The organism is Rhodococcus sp. P4_B6 (assembly GCF_056402215.1).
In genome coordinates, this window is the sequence record NZ_JBFUHV010000106.1 from 12404 (window position 1) to 30477 (window position 18074).

General features: G+C 66.8%; 17 protein-coding genes and 2 pseudogenes. 15 read left to right on the forward strand and 4 right to left on the reverse strand.

What is annotated here, in order from left to right; all coding sequences use genetic code 11:
• Nucleotides 1-35: 35 nt before the first annotated feature.
• Complete coding sequence (locus tag AC1DWT_RS33990) at nucleotides 36-1466, reverse strand: aldehyde dehydrogenase family protein (protein WP_477924047.1); 1431 nt, start codon at nucleotides 1464-1466, stop codon at nucleotides 36-38.
• Between the two features lie 83 nt (nucleotides 1467-1549).
• Here AC1DWT_RS33990 and AC1DWT_RS33995 point away from each other — a divergent pair, with 83 nt between their 5' ends.
• The 6 genes and pseudogenes from AC1DWT_RS33995 to AC1DWT_RS34020 all read left to right on the forward strand — a co-directional run.
• Nucleotides 1550-2932, forward strand: a complete 1383-nt coding sequence (locus AC1DWT_RS33995; RefSeq protein WP_206015490.1) for an aspartate aminotransferase family protein — start codon at nucleotides 1550-1552, stop codon at nucleotides 2930-2932.
• A 15-nt stretch (nucleotides 2933-2947) separates the two neighbouring features.
• Nucleotides 2948-4441, forward strand: a complete 1494-nt coding sequence (locus tag AC1DWT_RS34000) for an aldehyde dehydrogenase (protein WP_477924048.1) — start codon at nucleotides 2948-2950, stop codon at nucleotides 4439-4441.
• Between the two features lie 10 nt (nucleotides 4442-4451).
• Complete coding sequence (locus AC1DWT_RS34005; protein ID WP_206015492.1) at nucleotides 4452-5207, forward strand: gamma-glutamyl-gamma-aminobutyrate hydrolase family protein; 756 nt, start codon at nucleotides 4452-4454, stop codon at nucleotides 5205-5207.
• A gap of 83 nt (nucleotides 5208-5290) precedes the next feature.
• Nucleotides 5291-5479, forward strand: coding sequence for a ferredoxin (locus AC1DWT_RS34010; RefSeq protein ID WP_072948743.1), 189 nt, complete (start codon nucleotides 5291-5293; stop codon nucleotides 5477-5479).
• Nucleotides 5480-5482: 3 nt separating this feature from the next.
• Nucleotides 5483-6730, forward strand: a complete 1248-nt coding sequence (locus AC1DWT_RS34015; RefSeq protein WP_477924051.1) for an NAD(P)/FAD-dependent oxidoreductase — start codon at nucleotides 5483-5485, stop codon at nucleotides 6728-6730.
• Nucleotides 6731-6830: 100 nt separating this feature from the next.
• Nucleotides 6831-7115, forward strand: a pseudogene (locus AC1DWT_RS34020) (alanine dehydrogenase); the annotation flags it as partial.
• 1 nt (nucleotide 7116) lies between these two features.
• Here AC1DWT_RS34020 and tnpA read toward each other — a convergent pair.
• A pseudogene (gene tnpA / locus AC1DWT_RS34025) lies at nucleotides 7117-7440 on the reverse strand (IS200/IS605 family transposase); the annotation flags it as partial.
• A 74-nt stretch (nucleotides 7441-7514) separates the two neighbouring features.
• Here tnpA and AC1DWT_RS34030 point away from each other — a divergent pair.
• The 4 genes from AC1DWT_RS34030 to AC1DWT_RS34045 all read left to right on the forward strand — a co-directional run bounded on the left by AC1DWT_RS34030 (nucleotide 7515) and on the right by AC1DWT_RS34045 (nucleotide 10820).
• Complete coding sequence (locus AC1DWT_RS34030) at nucleotides 7515-8060, forward strand: hypothetical protein (RefSeq protein WP_420855128.1); 546 nt, start codon at nucleotides 7515-7517, stop codon at nucleotides 8058-8060.
• A 46-nt stretch (nucleotides 8061-8106) separates the two neighbouring features.
• The gene (locus tag AC1DWT_RS34035; RefSeq protein ID WP_206015494.1) at nucleotides 8107-9411 is read left to right on the forward strand and encodes a flavin monoamine oxidase family protein; all 1305 of its coding nucleotides are present in this window, start codon (nucleotides 8107-8109) and stop codon (nucleotides 9409-9411) included.
• A 103-nt stretch (nucleotides 9412-9514) separates the two neighbouring features.
• Nucleotides 9515-9934: an ester cyclase gene (locus AC1DWT_RS34040; protein WP_206015495.1), complete on the forward strand. Its 420-nt coding sequence runs from the start codon at nucleotides 9515-9517 to the stop codon at nucleotides 9932-9934.
• A 145-nt stretch (nucleotides 9935-10079) separates the two neighbouring features.
• On the forward strand, nucleotides 10080-10820 hold the full coding sequence (locus tag AC1DWT_RS34045; RefSeq protein ID WP_072951247.1) for a DUF8020 domain-containing protein: 741 nt from the start codon (nucleotides 10080-10082) through the stop codon (nucleotides 10818-10820).
• 30 nt (nucleotides 10821-10850) lie between these two features.
• On the opposite strand, the gene AC1DWT_RS34050 is transcribed toward AC1DWT_RS34045, so the two are convergent.
• Nucleotides 10851-11738: a LysR family transcriptional regulator gene (locus tag AC1DWT_RS34050; RefSeq protein ID WP_072951245.1), complete on the reverse strand. Its 888-nt coding sequence runs from the start codon at nucleotides 11736-11738 to the stop codon at nucleotides 10851-10853.
• 70 nt (nucleotides 11739-11808) lie between these two features.
• Here AC1DWT_RS34050 and AC1DWT_RS34055 point away from each other — a divergent pair, with 70 nt between their 5' ends.
• From AC1DWT_RS34055 to AC1DWT_RS34070, 4 genes are read left to right on the forward strand one after another with little or no spacing between them, the layout of a single operon-like run.
• Nucleotides 11809-13116: a CaiB/BaiF CoA transferase family protein gene (locus AC1DWT_RS34055; RefSeq protein ID WP_477924054.1), complete on the forward strand. Its 1308-nt coding sequence runs from the start codon at nucleotides 11809-11811 to the stop codon at nucleotides 13114-13116.
• A complete protein-coding gene (locus AC1DWT_RS34060) occupies nucleotides 13113-13907 on the forward strand; it encodes an enoyl-CoA hydratase/isomerase family protein (protein WP_206015496.1) in 795 nt (264 codons plus the stop codon). Before AC1DWT_RS34055 ends, AC1DWT_RS34060 begins: the two co-directional genes overlap by 4 nt.
• A gap of 14 nt (nucleotides 13908-13921) precedes the next feature.
• Nucleotides 13922-15001: an acyl-CoA dehydrogenase family protein gene (locus AC1DWT_RS34065; protein ID WP_206015497.1), complete on the forward strand. Its 1080-nt coding sequence runs from the start codon at nucleotides 13922-13924 to the stop codon at nucleotides 14999-15001.
• The gene (locus tag AC1DWT_RS34070) at nucleotides 14998-15972 is read left to right on the forward strand and encodes an acyl-CoA dehydrogenase family protein (RefSeq protein WP_072951241.1); all 975 of its coding nucleotides are present in this window, start codon (nucleotides 14998-15000) and stop codon (nucleotides 15970-15972) included. The genes AC1DWT_RS34065 and AC1DWT_RS34070 overlap by 4 nt, the downstream gene beginning before the upstream one ends.
• Nucleotides 15973-16249: 277 nt before the next feature.
• Here the strand turns inward: AC1DWT_RS34070 and AC1DWT_RS34075 are convergent, their stop codons facing one another.
• Entirely contained in the window at nucleotides 16250-17038 is a 789-nt protein-coding gene (locus AC1DWT_RS34075) for a FadR/GntR family transcriptional regulator (protein ID WP_072951238.1), read from the reverse strand.
• Between the two features lie 77 nt (nucleotides 17039-17115).
• On the opposite strand from AC1DWT_RS34075, the gene AC1DWT_RS34080 reads away from it, so the two are divergent.
• On the forward strand, nucleotides 17116-18074 hold a 959-nt coding region (locus tag AC1DWT_RS34080; RefSeq protein ID WP_477924059.1), incomplete at its 3' end, for a cytochrome P450.

Sequence of the window (18074 nt, forward strand, 5' to 3'; positions counted from 1 at the left end):
CGCGAGTGCTGCGCCGGGACATCGGGTCTCAGGGCTCAACCGTGCTTGATCCACAGGTGTTTGACCTGGGTGAACTCGTCGATGCCGTAGCTCGAGCCTTCGATGCCGTAGCCGGAGTCCTTGAGCCCGCCGTGCGGCATCTCGGGAAGCATCGACAGGTGGTCGTTCATCCAGACGGTGCCGAACTCGAGGCGCGGGGCGGTGTTCATCGCCCGGTTCAGGTCGCGGGTCCACAGGGACGCGGCCAGCCCGAAGGGGGTGCCGTTCGCCCATTCGACCGCCTGGGCGTCGGTGTCGAACGGTTGCACGGTCACGACCGGCCCGAAGATCTCCTCCTGCACGATCGTGTCACCCTGCTCGACGCCGGTGATCACTGTCGGGGTAACGAAATTGCTGTCGGTGTCCGGGTCGAGGTGCCCGGTCAGGATCTTCGCGTTCTGGGCGCTGTGGATGTAGTCGACAACCCGGTCGCGGTGCCCGCGATAGGCGAGCGGCCCCATCTCGATGTGCTCGCCCTCCTCGGGTGCGCCAACTTGGACCGACTCGAACGCGGGCACGAGGCGATCGAGAAAATCGTCGTAGCAGGACTTCGCCACCAGAAGCCGCGACGCGGACAGGCAGACCTGGCCGGAATTGACCGTGGCGGCATGACGAATGCCGGCGACCACCGCATCGAGATCGGCGTCACCGAACACGATGGCGGGACAGTTCCCCCCCAACTCGAGATGCACCCTTTTGAGGGTGTGGGCCGCCGCGGCGGCCACCGCCTTTCCGGTGGCGACGGCGCCGGTGACCGACACCATGCGAATCTTGGGATGCTGGGAGAGCGCGGAGCCGACCGGATCGCCCTGTCCGGTAATGACGTTGAGGACTCCGGGCGGCAGGATCGGGGCCGCCAGGTCGGCGAGGGCCAGTGCCGTCAACGGGGTCTGCTCGGCGGGTTTGAGCACGCACACGTTACCCGCGGCGAGTGCGGCACCGGTCTTCCAGATCGCACCCATCAGTGGGAAGTTCCACGCCGTGATCAGGCCTACCACCCCGACGGGTTCCCGGCGCACAATCGAGGTGGCACCCCGGCGGAATTCATTGGACGCCAGTCCTTCTGAGCTGCGTATCGCACCTGCGAAGAAGCGCAGGCCGTCGATCGCCTCGTCGACCTCGCCGCGGGCATTCAGGATGGGCTTGCCTACATTCGCCGATTCGAGATCGGCCAACTCGCTCCTGTGTGCGGCCATCGCGTCGGCGAGGGCGAAGAGGTACTCCGAGCGCTCCCGCGGGGTCGTCTCCCGCCAGGTCTGCCAGCCGGTTTCGGCGGCCTCGACCGCGTGGTCGACGTCGACGCGGGAACTCGCTGCCACCTCGCCGAGGACCGTGCCCGTTGCCGGATTCGTGATCGGCGCTCGTGCGCCGTCGGCGGGGTCGACCCACTGTCCGCCGATGAAGTTCCGGCTGCGTATCTGCTTCATGAGGTCGCTCCTTCGTTGACATTCATATATCTAACCTATAATGTCAGAGGTTAGAAGGCAAGATTCCCCGAGACTGAGTCAGAGTGGAGGTAGTCGAGTTGAGTACGAATCCCGTGCAGACCGTCGATTCCGACCCGAGCAGGCATCTGTGGATGCATTTCAGCAACATGGGTGCGTATGCGCAGGGGGTCGAAGTCCCGGTCATCGTCCGCGGAGAGGGTTGCTACGTGTGGGACCAGCACGGGAACCGATACCTCGACGGCCTGAGTTCGCTCTACTGCGTGAACGTCGGCCACGGCCGCACCGAGCTGGCCGAGGCTGCGGCCAAGCAGGCTACCGAGTTGGCCTTCTTCCCGACGTGGTCCTTCGCTCATCCCCGCGCGATCGAGCTCGCGACCAAGATCGCCGACCTGGCGCCTGCGGATCTCAACCGCGTGTTCTTCGTCGGCGGTGGCGGCGAAGCCGTGGACTCCGCCTTCAAGCTCGCCCGGCAGTACCACAAGATTCGCGGCAAGGCCGGCAAGTACAAGGTGATCTCCCGCAACACCGCCTACCACGGCACCACCTTGGGCGCACTGGCGGCGACCGCGTTGTCGCCGGCAAGGGCCCCTTTCGAGCCGCTGCCCATCGGCGGAAGCCACGTGACAAACACCAACGTCTACCGGCTGGACCCGCAGGCGGTCGATACGCTCGCCGAGGCGATCCGGGAAAGAATCGAGTTCGAGGGACCGGACACCGTCGCGGCGGTGATCCTCGAACCGGTCCAGAATTCGGGAGGCTGTTTCGTCCCGCCGGAGGGCTACTTCCAGCGCGTGCGGCAGATCTGCGACCAGTACGACGTCCTGCTGATCTCCGACGAGGTCATCTGCGCCTTCGGACGACTGGGCGAGTGGTTCGGCGCCCAACGGTTCGACTACGTGCCCGACATCATCACCACAGCCAAGGGCCTCACCTCCGCCTATGCACCGATGGGGGCGGTCATCGCCTCCGACCGCGTCATCGAGCCGTTCCTCACCGACAACAACGTGTTCGCCCACGGTGTCACCTTCGGTGGGCACCCGGTCGCCTCGGCGGTCGCGCTGGCGAACATCGAGCTGATGGAGAGCGAGAAGATGCTCGAAAACGTGCGCGCCAACGAACCAGTGTTGCGCGGAATGCTCGAGTCGCTGCGCGACATTCCCCTGGTCGGTGACGTGCGCGGGGCGGGCTACTTCTGGGCGATCGAACTGGTCAAAGACCCCGCGACGAGGCAACGCTTCTCGCCGGCCGAGGGCAAAGCGCTGCTGGCGTTCCTGGCCCCCGAACTCTATCGGCGGGGACTGATCTGCCGCGCGGACATGCGCGGAGACCTCGTGGTCCAACTGGCGCCGCCGCTCATCGCCGGCCCCCCACACTTCGCCGAGATCGAAACCATCCTGCGATCGACACTCGTCGACGCCGCGGCGCTCTCGTTGCCGACCGACTGACCCAGGAGAAAACCGATGAGCACGATCGACACCACAGGTCTGCCCGAATACCAGATGTACATCGACGGGCACTGGGTCCCCGCCGGGACCGGAGCCCGCTACGCCACCACCAACCCCTACACCCAGGAGCCGTGGTCGACGGCCCCCGACGGCGGCGCCGCCGACGTCGACCGCGCCGTCACCGCCGCCCGCGCCGCCCTGACCACCGGGCCGTGGTCGACCACCACCGGCGCCGAGCGCGCACGGTTGATGCGCACCCTCGCGGATCTACTCGAGCGCGATGCCGCCGCACTCGGCGCTATCGAGACCACGGACAACGGCAAACTGTTACGCGAAATGGCCGCCCAGATGGCCTATCTGCCCCAGTGGTACCGGTACTACGCCGGAATCGCCGAGACACTCGGCGGCGACACACTGCCGTCGGATCGCCCGAACTTCTTCATCTACACCCGACGCGAGCCGGTCGGTGTCGTCGGCGCCATCCTGCCCTGGAACTCACCCCTGATGCTGCTGGCGTGGAAGCTCGCGCCCGCGCTCGCGGCCGGCTGCACCCTCGTCGTCAAACCCTCCGACTACACCCCCGCCTCGACCCTCGAATTCGCCGAGCGCATGGACGAGGCGGGCTTCCCTGCGGGTGTCTTCAACGTCGTGACCGGCATCGGATCGGAGGTCGGCAAGGCCCTCGCCGGCCACCCCGGCATCGACAAAATCGCCTTCACCGGTTCCACCACGGTCGGGGTCCAGGTCGGCCGCGCGGCTCTCCAGAACATGACCCGGGTGCTGCTCGAACTCGGCGGCAWGTCCGCCCAATTGGTGTTCCCCGACGCGGATCTGGAAGCCGCCGCCAACGGTGTCATCGCCGGAGTATTCGCCGCCACCGGGCAGACCTGCCTGGCCGGCTCACGCCTGCTGGTCCACGAATCCATCCACGACGAGCTGGTCGAGCTGATCGTGCGCCGCGCACAGACCATCGTGCTGGGCGACCCGACGGATCCGGCCACCGAGATGGGACCGGTGGCGAACGACACGCAGCTCGCCTCGGTACTCGGAATGATCGACAAGGCGGTCGCCGACGGCGCCACCGTCGCCACCGGCGGTGGCCAATCACATAGCCGCGGCGGACTGTTCGTCGAACCCACCGTGCTCACCGACGTCCGGCCGGACATGCCCGTCGCGCAGGAAGAGGTCTTCGGCCCGGTACTCGCTGTGACACGCTTCTCGACCGAGGACGAAGCACTCGAATTGGCCAACGGCACCCAGTACGGCCTGGCCGCCGGAGTGTGGACCCGTGACCTGCAGCGCGCACACCGCGTCGCAGCCGCGGTCACCGCCGGCACCGTGTGGATCAACGCCTACCGCGTGGTCGGACCGGGCGTACCGTTCGGCGGTTTCAAGAGCAGCGGATGGGGCCGAGAAAACGGGCCCGAGGCGGTCCTCGAATACACCGAAACCAAGGCGGTCTGGGTCGAACTGACCGGCGCCACCCGCGACCCCTTCACGATCGGCTGAGGTGACCACCATGGACTCCGCCAATTCCGGGCGCGTGAAGGTAGGCATCGTCGTCGGCGTCGAACACGGGGACTTCGGTATGTGGAAGAACATCCCCACCGCGATGCTGCCGACCACCTACGTCGAGGCCGTCCGGCGCGCCGGGGGGACTGCGCTGCTGTTCCCGGCCGACGGCGACGTAGCCGAAAACCCAGACCAGGTACTCGATCTCGTCGACGCGGTCATCCTGGCCGGGGGACGTGACATCGGCCCGGCGACCTACGGCCACTCCGCCCACGCCGCCACGGCCGAACCCGACACCGCGCGCGACCTCGCCGAGCTCGCCGTGGCCCGCCGCGCCCTCGAGCTCGACATCCCCATCCTCGGCATCTGCCGCGGAATGCAGCTGCTCAACGTCGCCTTCGGCGGAACACTCGACCAGCACGTGCCCGACTCGCTGGCCCACGACGATCACGCCGCCCACGACGGTGTGTTCGGCATGCACGAGGTCACCCTCGTCCCGGACACGGTCGCCGCGGGCGCCTACCAGTCCGACACCGCGACCGTGTACTCCGCACACCACCAGGGCGTCGGCCGGCTCGGCGCCGGGCTGACGGTCAGTGCGCGCTCGGTGCCGGACGGGGTGATCGAGGCCATCGAGTCCCCTGCGCACGCGTTCGCGCTCGGTGTGCTGTGGCATCCCGAACAGGACCCGACGACCCCCCTGTTCCGGGCGTTCCTCGACCACATCGACAGCCGGGCACGCCACCAGCGCACCGGCTCCTGACCACCCCAGAACACCCGGCAGAAGACAACGACCGTACCCATCGCGGTACAGCCACCGACCACTCAGGGAAGAGAGGCCCCAACATGAAAGTCACCGTAGACACCGGAGTGTGCGCCGACCACGGACAGTGCATCTTCAGCGCACCGAAGGTATTTCAGTTCGACGACGACGGGAGGCTGGTCTGGGAGCCGGCGCCCGACGAATCCCTTCGCGCGTCCGTCGAAGAGGCCGCGGACGTGTGCCCCGTCCAGGCGATCCGTGTGGACGATTAACCGATGACACCACGGATTGTCATCGTCGGCGGCTCCCTCGGCGGACTGCGCGCCGCTGAGCAACTACGCGTGCACGGCTGGTCGGGTGAGCTCACGGTGGTCGGCGCCGAGGCTCATTTGCCCTACAACCGTCCACCGCTGTCGAAGAACGTCCTGGTCGCCCCCGACGCCAGTGCACTCAGCGCCACCGAACTGGTCAACTATCCGGGGGTGGCCCTGCGCCGGCGCGCGCACGTCGAGGACGTGTCCTGGGTGACAGGCACCGAGGTAACCGGGGCCGTGCTGGCGGACCGAGTCGTGCACACCGCCGACGGGCGCACGCTCGCCTATGACGGTCTGGTCGTCGCCACCGGTCTGCGGCCCCGCCGACTGCCGATCGACGGTTTCGGCTCGCAGCGGCACGTACTACGCACCCTCGACGATGCGATCGCACTGCGTGAGCAGCTGACCACGGGAGCCTCCGTGGTGGTCGTCGGCGGCGGTTTCATCGGCTGCGAGGTCGCCGCCAGTGCCCGCCGCGCCGGATGCCGCGTCAGTGTCGTCGAGCCGTTCGTCGCACCGATGCTGCGCCCGCTCGGTTCCGAACTCGCCCGCACCCTGCAAACCTTCCACGAAGAGCAGGGCGTGGTCTTCGAGCTGGGCAGGTCGGTATCGGCCCTGATCGGACGGCCATCGGATCTCGAGACGCTGGGTACGGTCATCCTCGACGACGGGACCGAGCTCGAGGCCGACGTGCTGGTCGAGGCAGTCGGGTCACGGCCCAACGTCGAATGGCTGGACGGGAACGGCCTGGACCTGTCCGATGGCGTCCTCTGCGACAACCTGATGCGCGTCGAAGGGCGCGGCGAGGTGGTGGCGGTCGGAGATGTGGCTCGATTCCCGAATCCGAGATTCGACAGCACCCCGCGTCGCGTCGAACACTGGTGCGTTCCCGCCGACACCGCGCAGCGCGCCGCCACCACCTTGCTCCGCGGGCTGAGCCCCGCCGACAGCGGCGCCGAGGCTCCGGCACCGTTTGCGCCGCTGCCGGCCTTCTGGAGCGACCAATTCGACGTCAGGATCCAGGGTTTCGGGCGCACCGACCACGCAGACCGTATCGAGGTCCTGGAGGGCGGCTTCGCCCCCGGGTGGGCATYGGACGGTGTCGTGGTGGGCTACTTTCGAGAGTCCACGATGACCGGGGTCGTCATCGCCGGCGGCACGCCCGCGCAACGGTTGCGGCACAAAGCTCTTCTCGAGGCCGTGGGCTGAGCCCTCGCCCGCCGCCACGCGGTCCCCACACCGTGTGGGCCACGGTCGGAGAAACCCCACCCGTCTCGACAAACCAACAAAAGATCGAAGTGAGGGTCTTGTGAAGATCAGCATTCCCAAGGAAATCAAGAACCACGAGTACCGAGTCGCTATCACTCCGGCAGGTGTGCATGAACTCGTGTCACACGGGCACGAGGTGTTCGTCGAGGAGTCGGCCGGGGTCGGATCGTCGATCCCGGACGAGGACTACCTCGCCGCCGGCGCGAAGATCCTCTCCTCGGCCGACGATGTGTGGGCCAGCGGTGACCTGATCCTGAAGGTCAAAGAACCTATCGCACCCGAGTATCACCGGATGCGCGAGGGACAGGTCCTGTTCACCGGATTAATCAGAGGAAGCCTAGCCCTTCAGGGCCGGGAGGAAGCTGATTCTGTACTGCGCGATCGCGCGTAGCGGGGTCGCTTTCTTTCGTGGGTTCGGGTCGTTTTTGGTTGGTGATGTACTCGGCGACGATGGCGAGTGGGGCTCCGCCTGCGGAGGCGGCGAAGTAGGACGGTGACCAGAAGTGATTGCCCCACAGGTATTTCTGGATGTGGTCGGGGAACTCTTGGCGCAGGTATCGAGCGGAGACACCCTTGAGGCTATTGACCAGGGTGGAGAGTTGCACGGTAGGTGGGTAGTGGATCAATAGGTGGACGTGGTCGGGGCTTCCCCCCGAAATGTGGACACCAATTCCTATGCGGCGGTGGCCAGCGATCCTCTACTGCGTGGCGAACGCCCGGCGCCGTGCCCCATACCTCCACCTACGCCCTGACCAACGTCACGCTGCCCTACGCCCTCGCCCTGGCGAACAAGGGCTGGGAGCAGGCTCTGAACGACGATCAGTCGCTGGCCCGGGGCCTGAACACCCACGCCGGGCAGGTGACCTACGCCCCCCGTCGCGCACGCGCACGGACTCGAGTCGGCTCACCTCGTCACCGTCTGACCAATCCGCACCTCTCCCACATCCGAAGGCTGGCCACGGGCCGCCGAACGGTCTCTTCCCCGCGCCCACCCCTGTCAAACGAGGGGCGCGGGGAACGGGCGCGTTCGGTGGCCCTTTCGGCATCTTCACTACAGAAACGCGGGGTGCAACGCATGACGCCGACGCGAAATATCCATCGGCACAAAGACTTCGTCGACGATGACGACTACGCCAGCGCGCCGGCCCGACCGGGAGCAGGTGTGCGATGCCGCGGAACACCGGCGCGCTACCTCCGAAACCCACCGGAGCGCAGAAAGCACGACCTCAAAGAATTAACACTACAACCTCTAGTATATGAGGTTATGTGATGTTAGATTGTGATCGCGCTCATAGTTGATGAAGGAGAGAGTGTCGATGAACGAAGTATTTGACGTAGTTGTCGTGGGGGCCGGATTCGCCGGCATCACCGCCGCCCGGGATCTGACCGCGGAGGGAAAGTCGGTCGTCGTTCTCGAGGGACGCGATCGCATCGGGGGCCGCACCTACACCGATGACAAGATCGGGCGGGCGGTGGAACTCGGCGGCGCCTACGTGCACTGGACACAGCCGAACCTGTGGCGAGAGATGCAGCGTCACGGTCTCGAACTGTCGACACCCGTGCCGATCGACCGCGTCCACTGGCTGGCCGACGGCGCCCTGCACTCGGGCACCGAGGCGGAATTCGACGCCCTCGCCGGCCCGGGCATGGAGCGGTTCGTCGAGGACGCCCGCGAGCATTTCCCGTATCCCCACGACGTCCACACCACGGACATCGGGGAGATCGATCTGGAGACCTTCACCGACCGGATGAAGCGACTCGATCTCGACCCGGCCGACCGCGACATGCTCGACGGCATCCTCTCCTACACGGTGGCCGCACCCGACCAGCAGGCGGTATCGCAAGTTCTCCGTTGGGCCGCACTGTATTTCGGAGACTGGCGCGCGCTCTGGGAATCGGGTGCCTACTGGCGCATCGCGACCGGAACCAAAAGCCTGATCGAAGCGATTGCCGCCGAATCCTCCGCCGATATCCGGCTGTCGACTCCGGTGTCGGCCATCGCGAACGACGGCGACGGAGTGCTCGTCACCACCCGGGCGGGGGAGACGATCCGCGCCAAATCCGTCATCGTGACCGTCCCGGTCAACGCCCTCAACACGATCGAGTTCTCGCCCGCGTTGAGCGAGGGCACCCAACGCCTCGCCGACGAGGGCCATCCGATGCTCAACCGCAAGATGTGGGTCCGCGCCAAGGGCGAGATCGAAGCGTTCACCGCCTACGCCCCGCTCGGGGCCAACCCCATCACCATCGCCATGACGGAATACCGTCTCGACGGCGACACCTTGATCGTGTGCTTCTGTCCCGACGCCACAGCGATCGACCCCGATGACAAGGACGCAGTCCAGGACGCGTTGCGCGCATACGTGCCCGACCTCGAGGTCGTGGACACCGACGGGCACGACTGGGCAGACGACGAATTCTCGCAGGGAACCTGGATGATGATGCGTCCCGGACAGCTGTCATCGGCAGTCCCGGACATCCAGAAGCCGCACGGCCACGTCTACTTCGCCGGCAGCGACATCGCACCCTCGTTCGTCGGGTGGATCGAGGGTGCTCTCGAAAGCGGCGCCCTCGCCGCCCGGAACGTGGTCCGCGATCAGAAGGCCGCCCAGCGGGCCTGAGAGCCCGACCCGAACCTCCAGAAACCCCACACTCGACCACCATTTTCCCCGGGTGTGCTGTGCGTGAACACGGCCCACCCGGGGGGCACAGAAGGGAATCCCCGTGCGCACCGGCTTGCACAACTTCGTCAAGGACATGGACAAGGCATGGGCGGCCGAGCAGCCCCACGAGGCTATCGCCGCCCATTTCGCGGAAGACGGTGTCCTGCACGACATGACCTCACCCGGCCCGGCCACCGGCCGAGCTGCGATCGCCGAAGCGATGAGCGCCTTCACGAACGCCTTCTCCTCGATGGAGTTCCACAGTTCCGTCGTCGCCGACGACGGTGAGACGGCCACCGTCGAATGGACCGTGACCGGGGTCCATACCGGGCACCTCGACGGAATCGCACCGACCGGCAACCGCATCGAGGTGCGCGGCGTCAACCTGCTCAAATGCAACCCCGCCGGACAGTTGCTCGAAGAGCGCTCGTACTGGGACTCCGGGACGCTGCTCCGTCAGCTCGGAGTCTTCGACAACTGATCAAAACGCAAACACAGCGGCGCCCGGGGACCCCTCAGGGCGCCGTTGCTGTGCGCGCCGCCGCGCCCCCACGTTCGCGGCGGCAGCACCCCCCTGCAGCTCACACCCCGAACGCCCACTCCCACCCCTTCACTATGGAGACCCAATGATGATCACCCGCCTCATTGCGGTGACCGCCTTCGCCGTTACGGCAGCGGTCGCCACCACCAGCACCGCCAGTGCCGCCCCGGAACAGGCCGACCCCCACCATGCGTCAGCCCTGGAAACGGAGATCCTTCCCGGTATCCACTACACCGCGAGCATCGTCGACAAGTCCGTCGTCCTGACCACCGACGCCGGCTCACTGACCACCCAGGGCAACCAGTTCCAGGTACTCGATGCCGCCGGGAATCTGGTAGCCGGCTTCCCGCTGACCTACGCCCGGGACGGGAAAGAATGGCCGATCGCCGCCAAGATCGACGGCAGGAGCGCCACCCTCGCCCCCAGCACTGAATCCTCTACTGCCACAACGCTGAAGGATGCAGCACTCCCACTGCAGCCCACCGCATTGGACGTGCGGTCACCGGAATTCAGCGCTGCCATCATCAACTTCGGCACCGAAGTTGCGCTCGGCGTCGGGATGGGCAGCCTGATCGGCACGGCGATCGGTGCCGGGGTCGGATGCATTGCCGGAGGAGCCCTCGTCGGATCCGCGGTCGCCGTCCCGACAATCGGCATACTCGCGGTCCCCGGTTTCCTCGGCGGATGCCTGGTCACCGGAGCCGCGGCAGGGGCGATCGGAGCGGTCGCCGGAACCGTCATCGTGGGTGGGCCCGTCGCCGTTGCGAGCGCACTGCAGTTCTATGACGCGATCAACGCCCCCGCCGCCGAACCCTTGGCAGGCTGACGACGCACCCTCCAGGGCCATCGACACCACCTACGCGGAGCGCCCGACGAGCGCCATCACGCGGTCGACCAGGGCGTCATCGCGCGCCGCATTGGAGATGACCAGTGTCTGCAGGCGGGGGGCGTCGGCGGCAAGAGGCCGGTAGGCGACCCCCGGAACGGTCCCGTCACGGATCTCCCGTGGGACCAGACACACGCAGTCGGCGGACGCGACCAAACCGAGCATCCCCATCAGGCTGTCCGCTCGCCCGCCGTCCCGGGGTTCGAAACCCCCGGCGCGGCACCCCGCGTAAATCAACTGACTGAGCCCGGGCAACGCGGTCGCGGATGGCAGCGCGAAATGCTGGTGCCGCAAGTCGGCCAGGACGATGTCGTCCCGAGAGGCGAGATCGTGCCCGGCGGGCAGAGCGCACACCAGGGGTTCGTCGTGCAGGAGACGGATATCGAGGTGGTCCGGGTCGGCCAGTGGAGCTCGCACCATGGCGACGTCCAACCGCCGGCTGCGCACCATGTCGGCGAGTTCGGCGGAGGTGCGTTGATAGAGGTGGATGCGCAGTCCCGGCAGGTTGTCGTGCACCATGCCGATCAGACGGGGGACCGAGACGTAGGAGGCGCCGCTGACGAATCCGAGGCGTAACGTTCCCTCCGCACCTTGCGCGATCCGTCTGGCACGTTCGGCCGCGGAACTCTGCGCGTCCAGGAGGTGCCGTGCATCGAGAGCGAACGCCTTCCCGGCGGGGGTGAGTTGCACCTGGCGGGTGCTTCGTTCCAGCAGCGGCACCCCGATGGCCTTCTCTAGGCGTTTGATCGCCTGAGTGAGGGGCGGCTGACTCATGGACAGTCGCTCGGCAGCGCGGGTGAAGTGCCGCTCTTCGGCGACCACGACGAACTGCTCGAGCAGCCGCCGCGAAAAATCCATATCGTCCATAATATTAATGGTGCCATAATTAGTATTGGATATAGATCGTCATCGGGGCTTTCATTATGGGGTGAAGCACGACAACACCGGTTCGATCGCATCGAGCACATCCATTCCCCCCGGCCCGCGGGAACCATCCACCCATCCCGTTGCGAAGGGCGGTCCCCTGCAAGGACTTCGCGTGATCGAACTGGCCACGGTCATCATGGGCCCCTACGCCGGTCAGCAATTCGGCGACCTCGGCGCGGATGTGATCAAGGTCGAGGCTCCCGGCGGGGATCCGACCCGGCAGTTCGAACCGAAACGCCATCCGGGGATGGGCGGCCCCACCCTCAATCTCAACCGCAACAAGCGAAGTGTCACACTCGATCTCAAGGATGCATCCGATCGAGATTCGCTACTCGCGTTGCTCGAGACCGCGGATGCCTTCATCACCAATGTTCGCCCCGGCGCCCTCGCGCGACTGTCACTGGGATGGGCGGACGTGGCCGCAGTCAATCCACGTCTGGTGTACGCCACCGCACAAGGATTTCGTTCCGACTCGGCGATGYGGGACAATGCCGCCTACGACGACATCATCCAGGCGGCCACCGGGCTGGTGTGGCTCAACGAGCAAGTCTCCGGACAGCCGAACTACATCCCCTCGGTGGTCGCCGACAAGGTGTGCGGGCTGATGATGGTGCAATCGGTACTCGCCGCCCTGCACTACCGGGACCGCACCGGACGCGGACAGCACGTCGAAATCCCGATGGCGGACACCATGATCGCCTTCAACCTCGTCGAGCATCTCGCCGGAGCAACACTCGATCCGTCCCACGAGAGCGATTTCGGTTACCGGCGGGTGCTCAGCCGCGAACGCAAAGCCTGCCGAACCTCGGACGGGTGGATGTGCATTCTGCCCTACAACGACGCGAACTGGCGGGACTTCTTCGAGTTCGCCGGCGACCCCGAAGCGGCAACCGATCCCCGGTTCACTACCATGGCCGGCCGCATCGCGAATTCCGATGCTCTGTACGCCAGAATGCGCTCCCTGACAGCACAGTTCAGCACCGCCGAGTGGCAGCGCCTGTGCGACGACGCAAGCATCCCGGCGCATCCGGTCTACAGCCTCGCCGAGAGTGCGACCAGCCGCTACGCGCAGGACGGCGGGCTGCTGACCTTCGCCGAACACCCCACCGAGGGGCCGTACCAGCTGATCGGGCACCCGGTCCGGTACTCCGAGACACCGGCCCAACTGCGCCGGCACTGCCCGGCGCAGGGGCAGCACACCGAGTCGGTCCTGGACCGACCATCGCAGCGGAGCCCGGGCATGACCACTGTTGGTCGGCCCCCGACCCCCACCGGGCATATCACCGTGAATGGAGACGCACTGTCATGACTTCCTCCGGAGGTGACCTCGTCGTCACCATCGACAACCACATCGGGCGCATCACCCTCAACCGGCCCGAGAAGAAGAATTCCTTCACCGTGGACATGCTCGAGGACTGGGCGCGGGCGCTGCGCGAGTTCCAGCGGGACGAGCGGGTGCGGGTGATCGTGGTCCGCGGCACGGGTGAGGCCTTCTGCGCCGGCGCCGATCTCGCCGACATCGGCGAGATCGATCGCACACCGCTGACCAACCGGAAACTGATGACCGACACGGTCCACCAGGTCGCCCGCGCGGTCGACGACCTGACCAAACCACTGATTGCCGGGGTGAGCGGGCCCGCCGTCGGCGCCGGGATGGACATGGCCCTGATGTGTGACTACCGGATCGCCTCGGCGGCGGCCCGGTTCTCCGAGGGGTACATCCGCGTCGGCCTGGTACCCGGTGACGGCGGCTGCTTCTACCTCCCGCGGCTGATTGGCAGACCCCGCGCGCTGCGTCTGCTGTGGACCGGAGAGTTCATCGCCGCCGAACAGGCCCTCGGCTGGAACCTCGTCGACGAAGTCTGCGCCGCCGACGAATTCGACACCCGACTCGACGCCTTCGCCACCCAGATCGCCCGGCAGCCACCCGTGGCCGTCCAGATGATCAAGAACGCGGTACGCCAATCCGATACCGGCGATCTGCGGTCGGCGCTCGATCTCATCGCCTCACACCAGGCGGTGGCGATGACCACATCCGATTCGATCGAGGCGCTCGACGCCTACACCACCCGACGTACCCCGACCTTCGAGGGCCGATGACAAGCCAGGACACGATGACTACACGAGAACAAACGCTGCGTGCGGCGGTGCGCGAATTGTGCGCCGAGTGGGACTACGAACCCCGATGCGATGCCTGGGGCGGCGACGCCGACCCCGAGTTCAGCCGGGAACTCGGGCGGCGCGGACTCCTCGCGCTGACCTGGCCGAAGGACCTTGGCGGCGCCGCGGAATCGAACCTCTCCCGCCTTGCGGTCACCGAGGAACTGCTCCGGGCCGGCGCCCCGGTTTCCTACCACTGGGCGGGCGAACGGCAGATCGGCCCGACCCTGATCCGTCACGGCAGCCGGACGCTCCAGGACGAATTCTGTCCGCGACTGGCCCGGGCCGAGATCAGCTTCGCGCTCGGGATGAGCGAACCGGACGCCGGCTCCGACCTGGCCGCCGTCCGCACCACCGCCACCCGCACCGACGAGGGCTGGGTCATCAACGGCCGCAAGGTCTGGACGAGCGGCGCCCACTTCGCCGACTACCTCTACGTCCTCGCCCGCACCTCCACAGATGGGTACCGGCACGCAGGCCTGAGTGAGTTCGTGGTCGACACCTCCGCGCCCGGGGTGCACGTGCAACCGATCATCGGCATGGACGGCGGACATCACTTCAACGAAGTCGTCTTCGACGACGTGCACGTGCCCCACCGGTGGCTGATCGGCACCGAGGGGCACGGCTGGCAGCAGGTCATCTCGCAGCTCGCCTTCGAACGCGGTGGCCCCGAACGGTTCCTGTCGATGTATCCGGTCCTGGGCGCAGTCCTCGACGCCGAAGTGCTCGACGACACCGACCGCGCCGCACTGCGCGTGCTGACCGCACAATTGACGGTTCTGCGCTCACTCGCGCGGGACATCGCGGCCGCCTTGGACGCCGGACGCAGCCCGGTCGCCGAGGCCGCCACCAGCAAGTACCTCGGAAACCGACTCGAGTTGGCCACGCTCGACTTCGTCCGGCCCCTGCTGGGCCGGTGCGATGAGCGAGTGCGCGCATTGTTCGACGCCGCCGTGATCGCCTCCCCGAAGTCGGGCCTGCGCGGCGGCGCCGCCCCGGTCATGCTGTCCATCGTCACGAAGGAAATGCAATGAGCACGACAATTCTCACCGACGAAGCCGCGCAACTGGCGGAAATCGTCGCCGATGTGGTGACTACCTGGGAACTCCCGGTTGCCGGCGGTCTCGTCTCGGAGGCCGAACACTTCCACGAACAGTGGAAGGTTGCCGAAGAATTGGGATGGACCACGATTCTCGACGACGTCGATTGCACCAGCTTCGAGGCGCTGGCCGGGTCGGCCGAACTCATCGACGCCGCTGCCGCCGCCACCCGCGCCCTCGCCCACGCAGGCGCCGCCCTCCCCGTCCGCCAGACCCTGGTTGCGCGCGCCCTCGCCGTCCAGCCGACAGCCCCCGGGCAAATCGTTGTCAGCGCGCACTCGTTCGGGGTCTGGGATCCGATCGCGACCGTCGTCGTCGGCGCCGACGGCACCACCGAAGCCCGGGCGGTGCCGGGTTCGGTGGACCGTGACGTCGCGGGCCGCCCGCTGCACCGAACCGACCCCCCGGAGGACCTCGGGGATCGACCCGACGGTGTGCTGGCCCAGTTCCTGCTCGTCCACGAAATCGCGGGCGCGGCTTCCGGCGCGATCGAGCAGGCCCGCGCCTACGTCTCCAGCCGGGTCCAGTTCGGCCGGCCCCTGATCAAGCTTCCCGCCGTGGCACAGGAGCTGGGCCGACTGACAATCGCGCAGCTCCAACTCGACGAGGCGATCGCCGAGTTCGCTCGCCGACTGCACACCGCAGACCCCGAGCGGATTCGCTTCGCTGCCACCGCGGCCCGAGCGCTCGCGGGCGATGTCGCCTCTGACGTCGCCACCCAGGCACACCAACTGCACGGTGCCCTCGGATTGACCGCGGACGCCACGCTCCGGCACCGCACCCTGCTGCTGTGGGCCGACCGGGACGAGGGGCTGCACCAACGCAGCTGGGGCGGGCACACCCTCCCGACCCGCGAGGTCGACCTGTGGTCGCTGAGCGAGCCGGAGCACGCCCACCGGCTCTAGATGGCCGTCACGCCCTTCCGCCCCGACCCTATGTCGGTCAGGCATGCCGAGCGAGCGGCACCCGGGATCCCCGCGGGCTCTCGAACAGGCGTGGAGGAGGTAGTGCGCCGGCGATCAGAAGGGTGGCGCACTCCGTCGATCCCGGGCCCAGGCGTGCGTGTTTCGCTTATTCGCGCGCCTGGGCTTCGGGGATCCGGCAACCGGCAAAGGGTCGACAGACCCCTGAAACACAGTGGCGCGCCGGGCACACTCTCGCGCGCGACCGACTGAGGTCGGGTTAACTGCCGGCGCTTGCTGCGGCGCGGGTAAATCCCAGAATTGCTTCCGCGCTGCTCGTCATGTGCTCGGCCATCAGGCGGCGCGCTCGCTCGCCGTCTCCGGCTTCGATCGCCGCGAAGATCTTGCGGTGCTGGTCATTGGAGGTGCGCCGGGCTTGCGGGCCCACTCGGAACGCCCCCATCAGTGGGGACAACTCGGCCTGCAGCTCCGTCTCTGCCCGGGCCAGCCTTTGCGACCGCGTGCACGAGGCGATGGTGACGTGAAAGGTTGCGTCACACTTGCGAAATTCCTCGAATGCCTCTGCGGCGTCCATACGTTCGATCAGTTCCCGCATCCCGTCGAGGTCCTCGGGCGTCGCGCGTTCGGCGGCCAGCGCCGCGCTCTCACCGCCGATGGCGACGCGGTAATCGGTGAGGTCGGTGATGTACTCGTCGGTGATCGTCGCGATCCGCTTCTGCGCCTCGCGTTCGGGAACCGTAAGTGCCAGCTGTTTGACGTAGGTGCCGCCCTGGCGCCCGCGTCGGGTCTCGACGTAGCCGGCTTCGCGCATCACCGCGAGTGCTTCGCGCAAGGTCATCGCGGAGATCCCCAGCTGGTCGGCCAGTTCCGACTCGGAGGGGAGTCGTGCTCCGACGTCGAAGATGCCCAGGCCGATGGCATCGCCGAGCCGGCGAACGGTCTGCGCGACCAGCCCCTCACCGCCGATCGGGGACAGGATGACACTGCGAACGAGCAGGGACGCCGGTGAGGGGGTCCGGGAGTCGGACGCCGAGTCATTTGTATCCATTATCTTCACAGCATATAGGTCTCGAGAATGCAAAGTCGAGTACTTGCRACTCTAACATCTAATGTTAGAGTTAAAACATGAGTATCACATCTGCCACCGACGGCAATCTGCTGAAGATCACCGACCCGGGTTTCTCCGCGATGGGCGAGGAGATCCGTGCTGCCAGGAAGCGAAACTGGTATGCCCGAACTAATTACGGTATCGCGGTCCTACGTCACGGTGAGGTGGGTGCCCTGCTCAAGGATCGCCGCCTCCGGCAGGGAAGCTGGTCCTGGCCCGCGCAGAACGGCATCACCGACGGTGTGCTCTCGGACTGGTGGAAGAGCTCCCTGGTCGGCATGGAGGGTGAGGACCATGCCCGCATCCGCAAGCTGGTCAACCCCGCGTTCTCGCACTCGGTCATCGCGACGATGACCGAGAGTTTCCGCGAACTCGCCCACGATGTCATCGAGCAGTTCGCCGACTCCGGCGCGTGCGAGTTCATGACGGACTTCGCCGAACCGTACTCGTCTCGCGCCCTGTGCCGGCTGCTCGCCCTACCCGAAGAGGATTGGCGCGAGCTCACGCAGCTCTCGGCCGACATGGGGCTGGCCTTCGGCCCCGAGATCGCCGAGCAGCGTGCCACGATCGAAGCCGCAATCCTCGCCCTCTACGCCCGCGCCGACGAACTCGTCGCCCAGCGCCGCATCCAGCCCACCGAGGACTTCGTCTCGCAACTGGTTATCGCAACGGACGAGAACGGGGACCGGCTGAGCGATCAGGAACTTCGGGAGCTGATCACCAGCCTGATCTTCGGCGGCATGGACACCACCCGCAGCCAACTCGGTTTGATGATGCAGGCCTTCGTCGATCACCCCGATCAATGGGCGCTGCTCGCCGACCGGCCGGAACTCGCCGCCCAGGCCGTCGAGGAAGTCATTCGCTTCAATCCGACGATCCACTGGACCACTCGACTGGCCATCGAGGACTTCTCCTTCCAGGGCGTCGACATCTCGGAGGGGACGGTGCTCCACCTCATGTCCTACTCCGCCGGCAC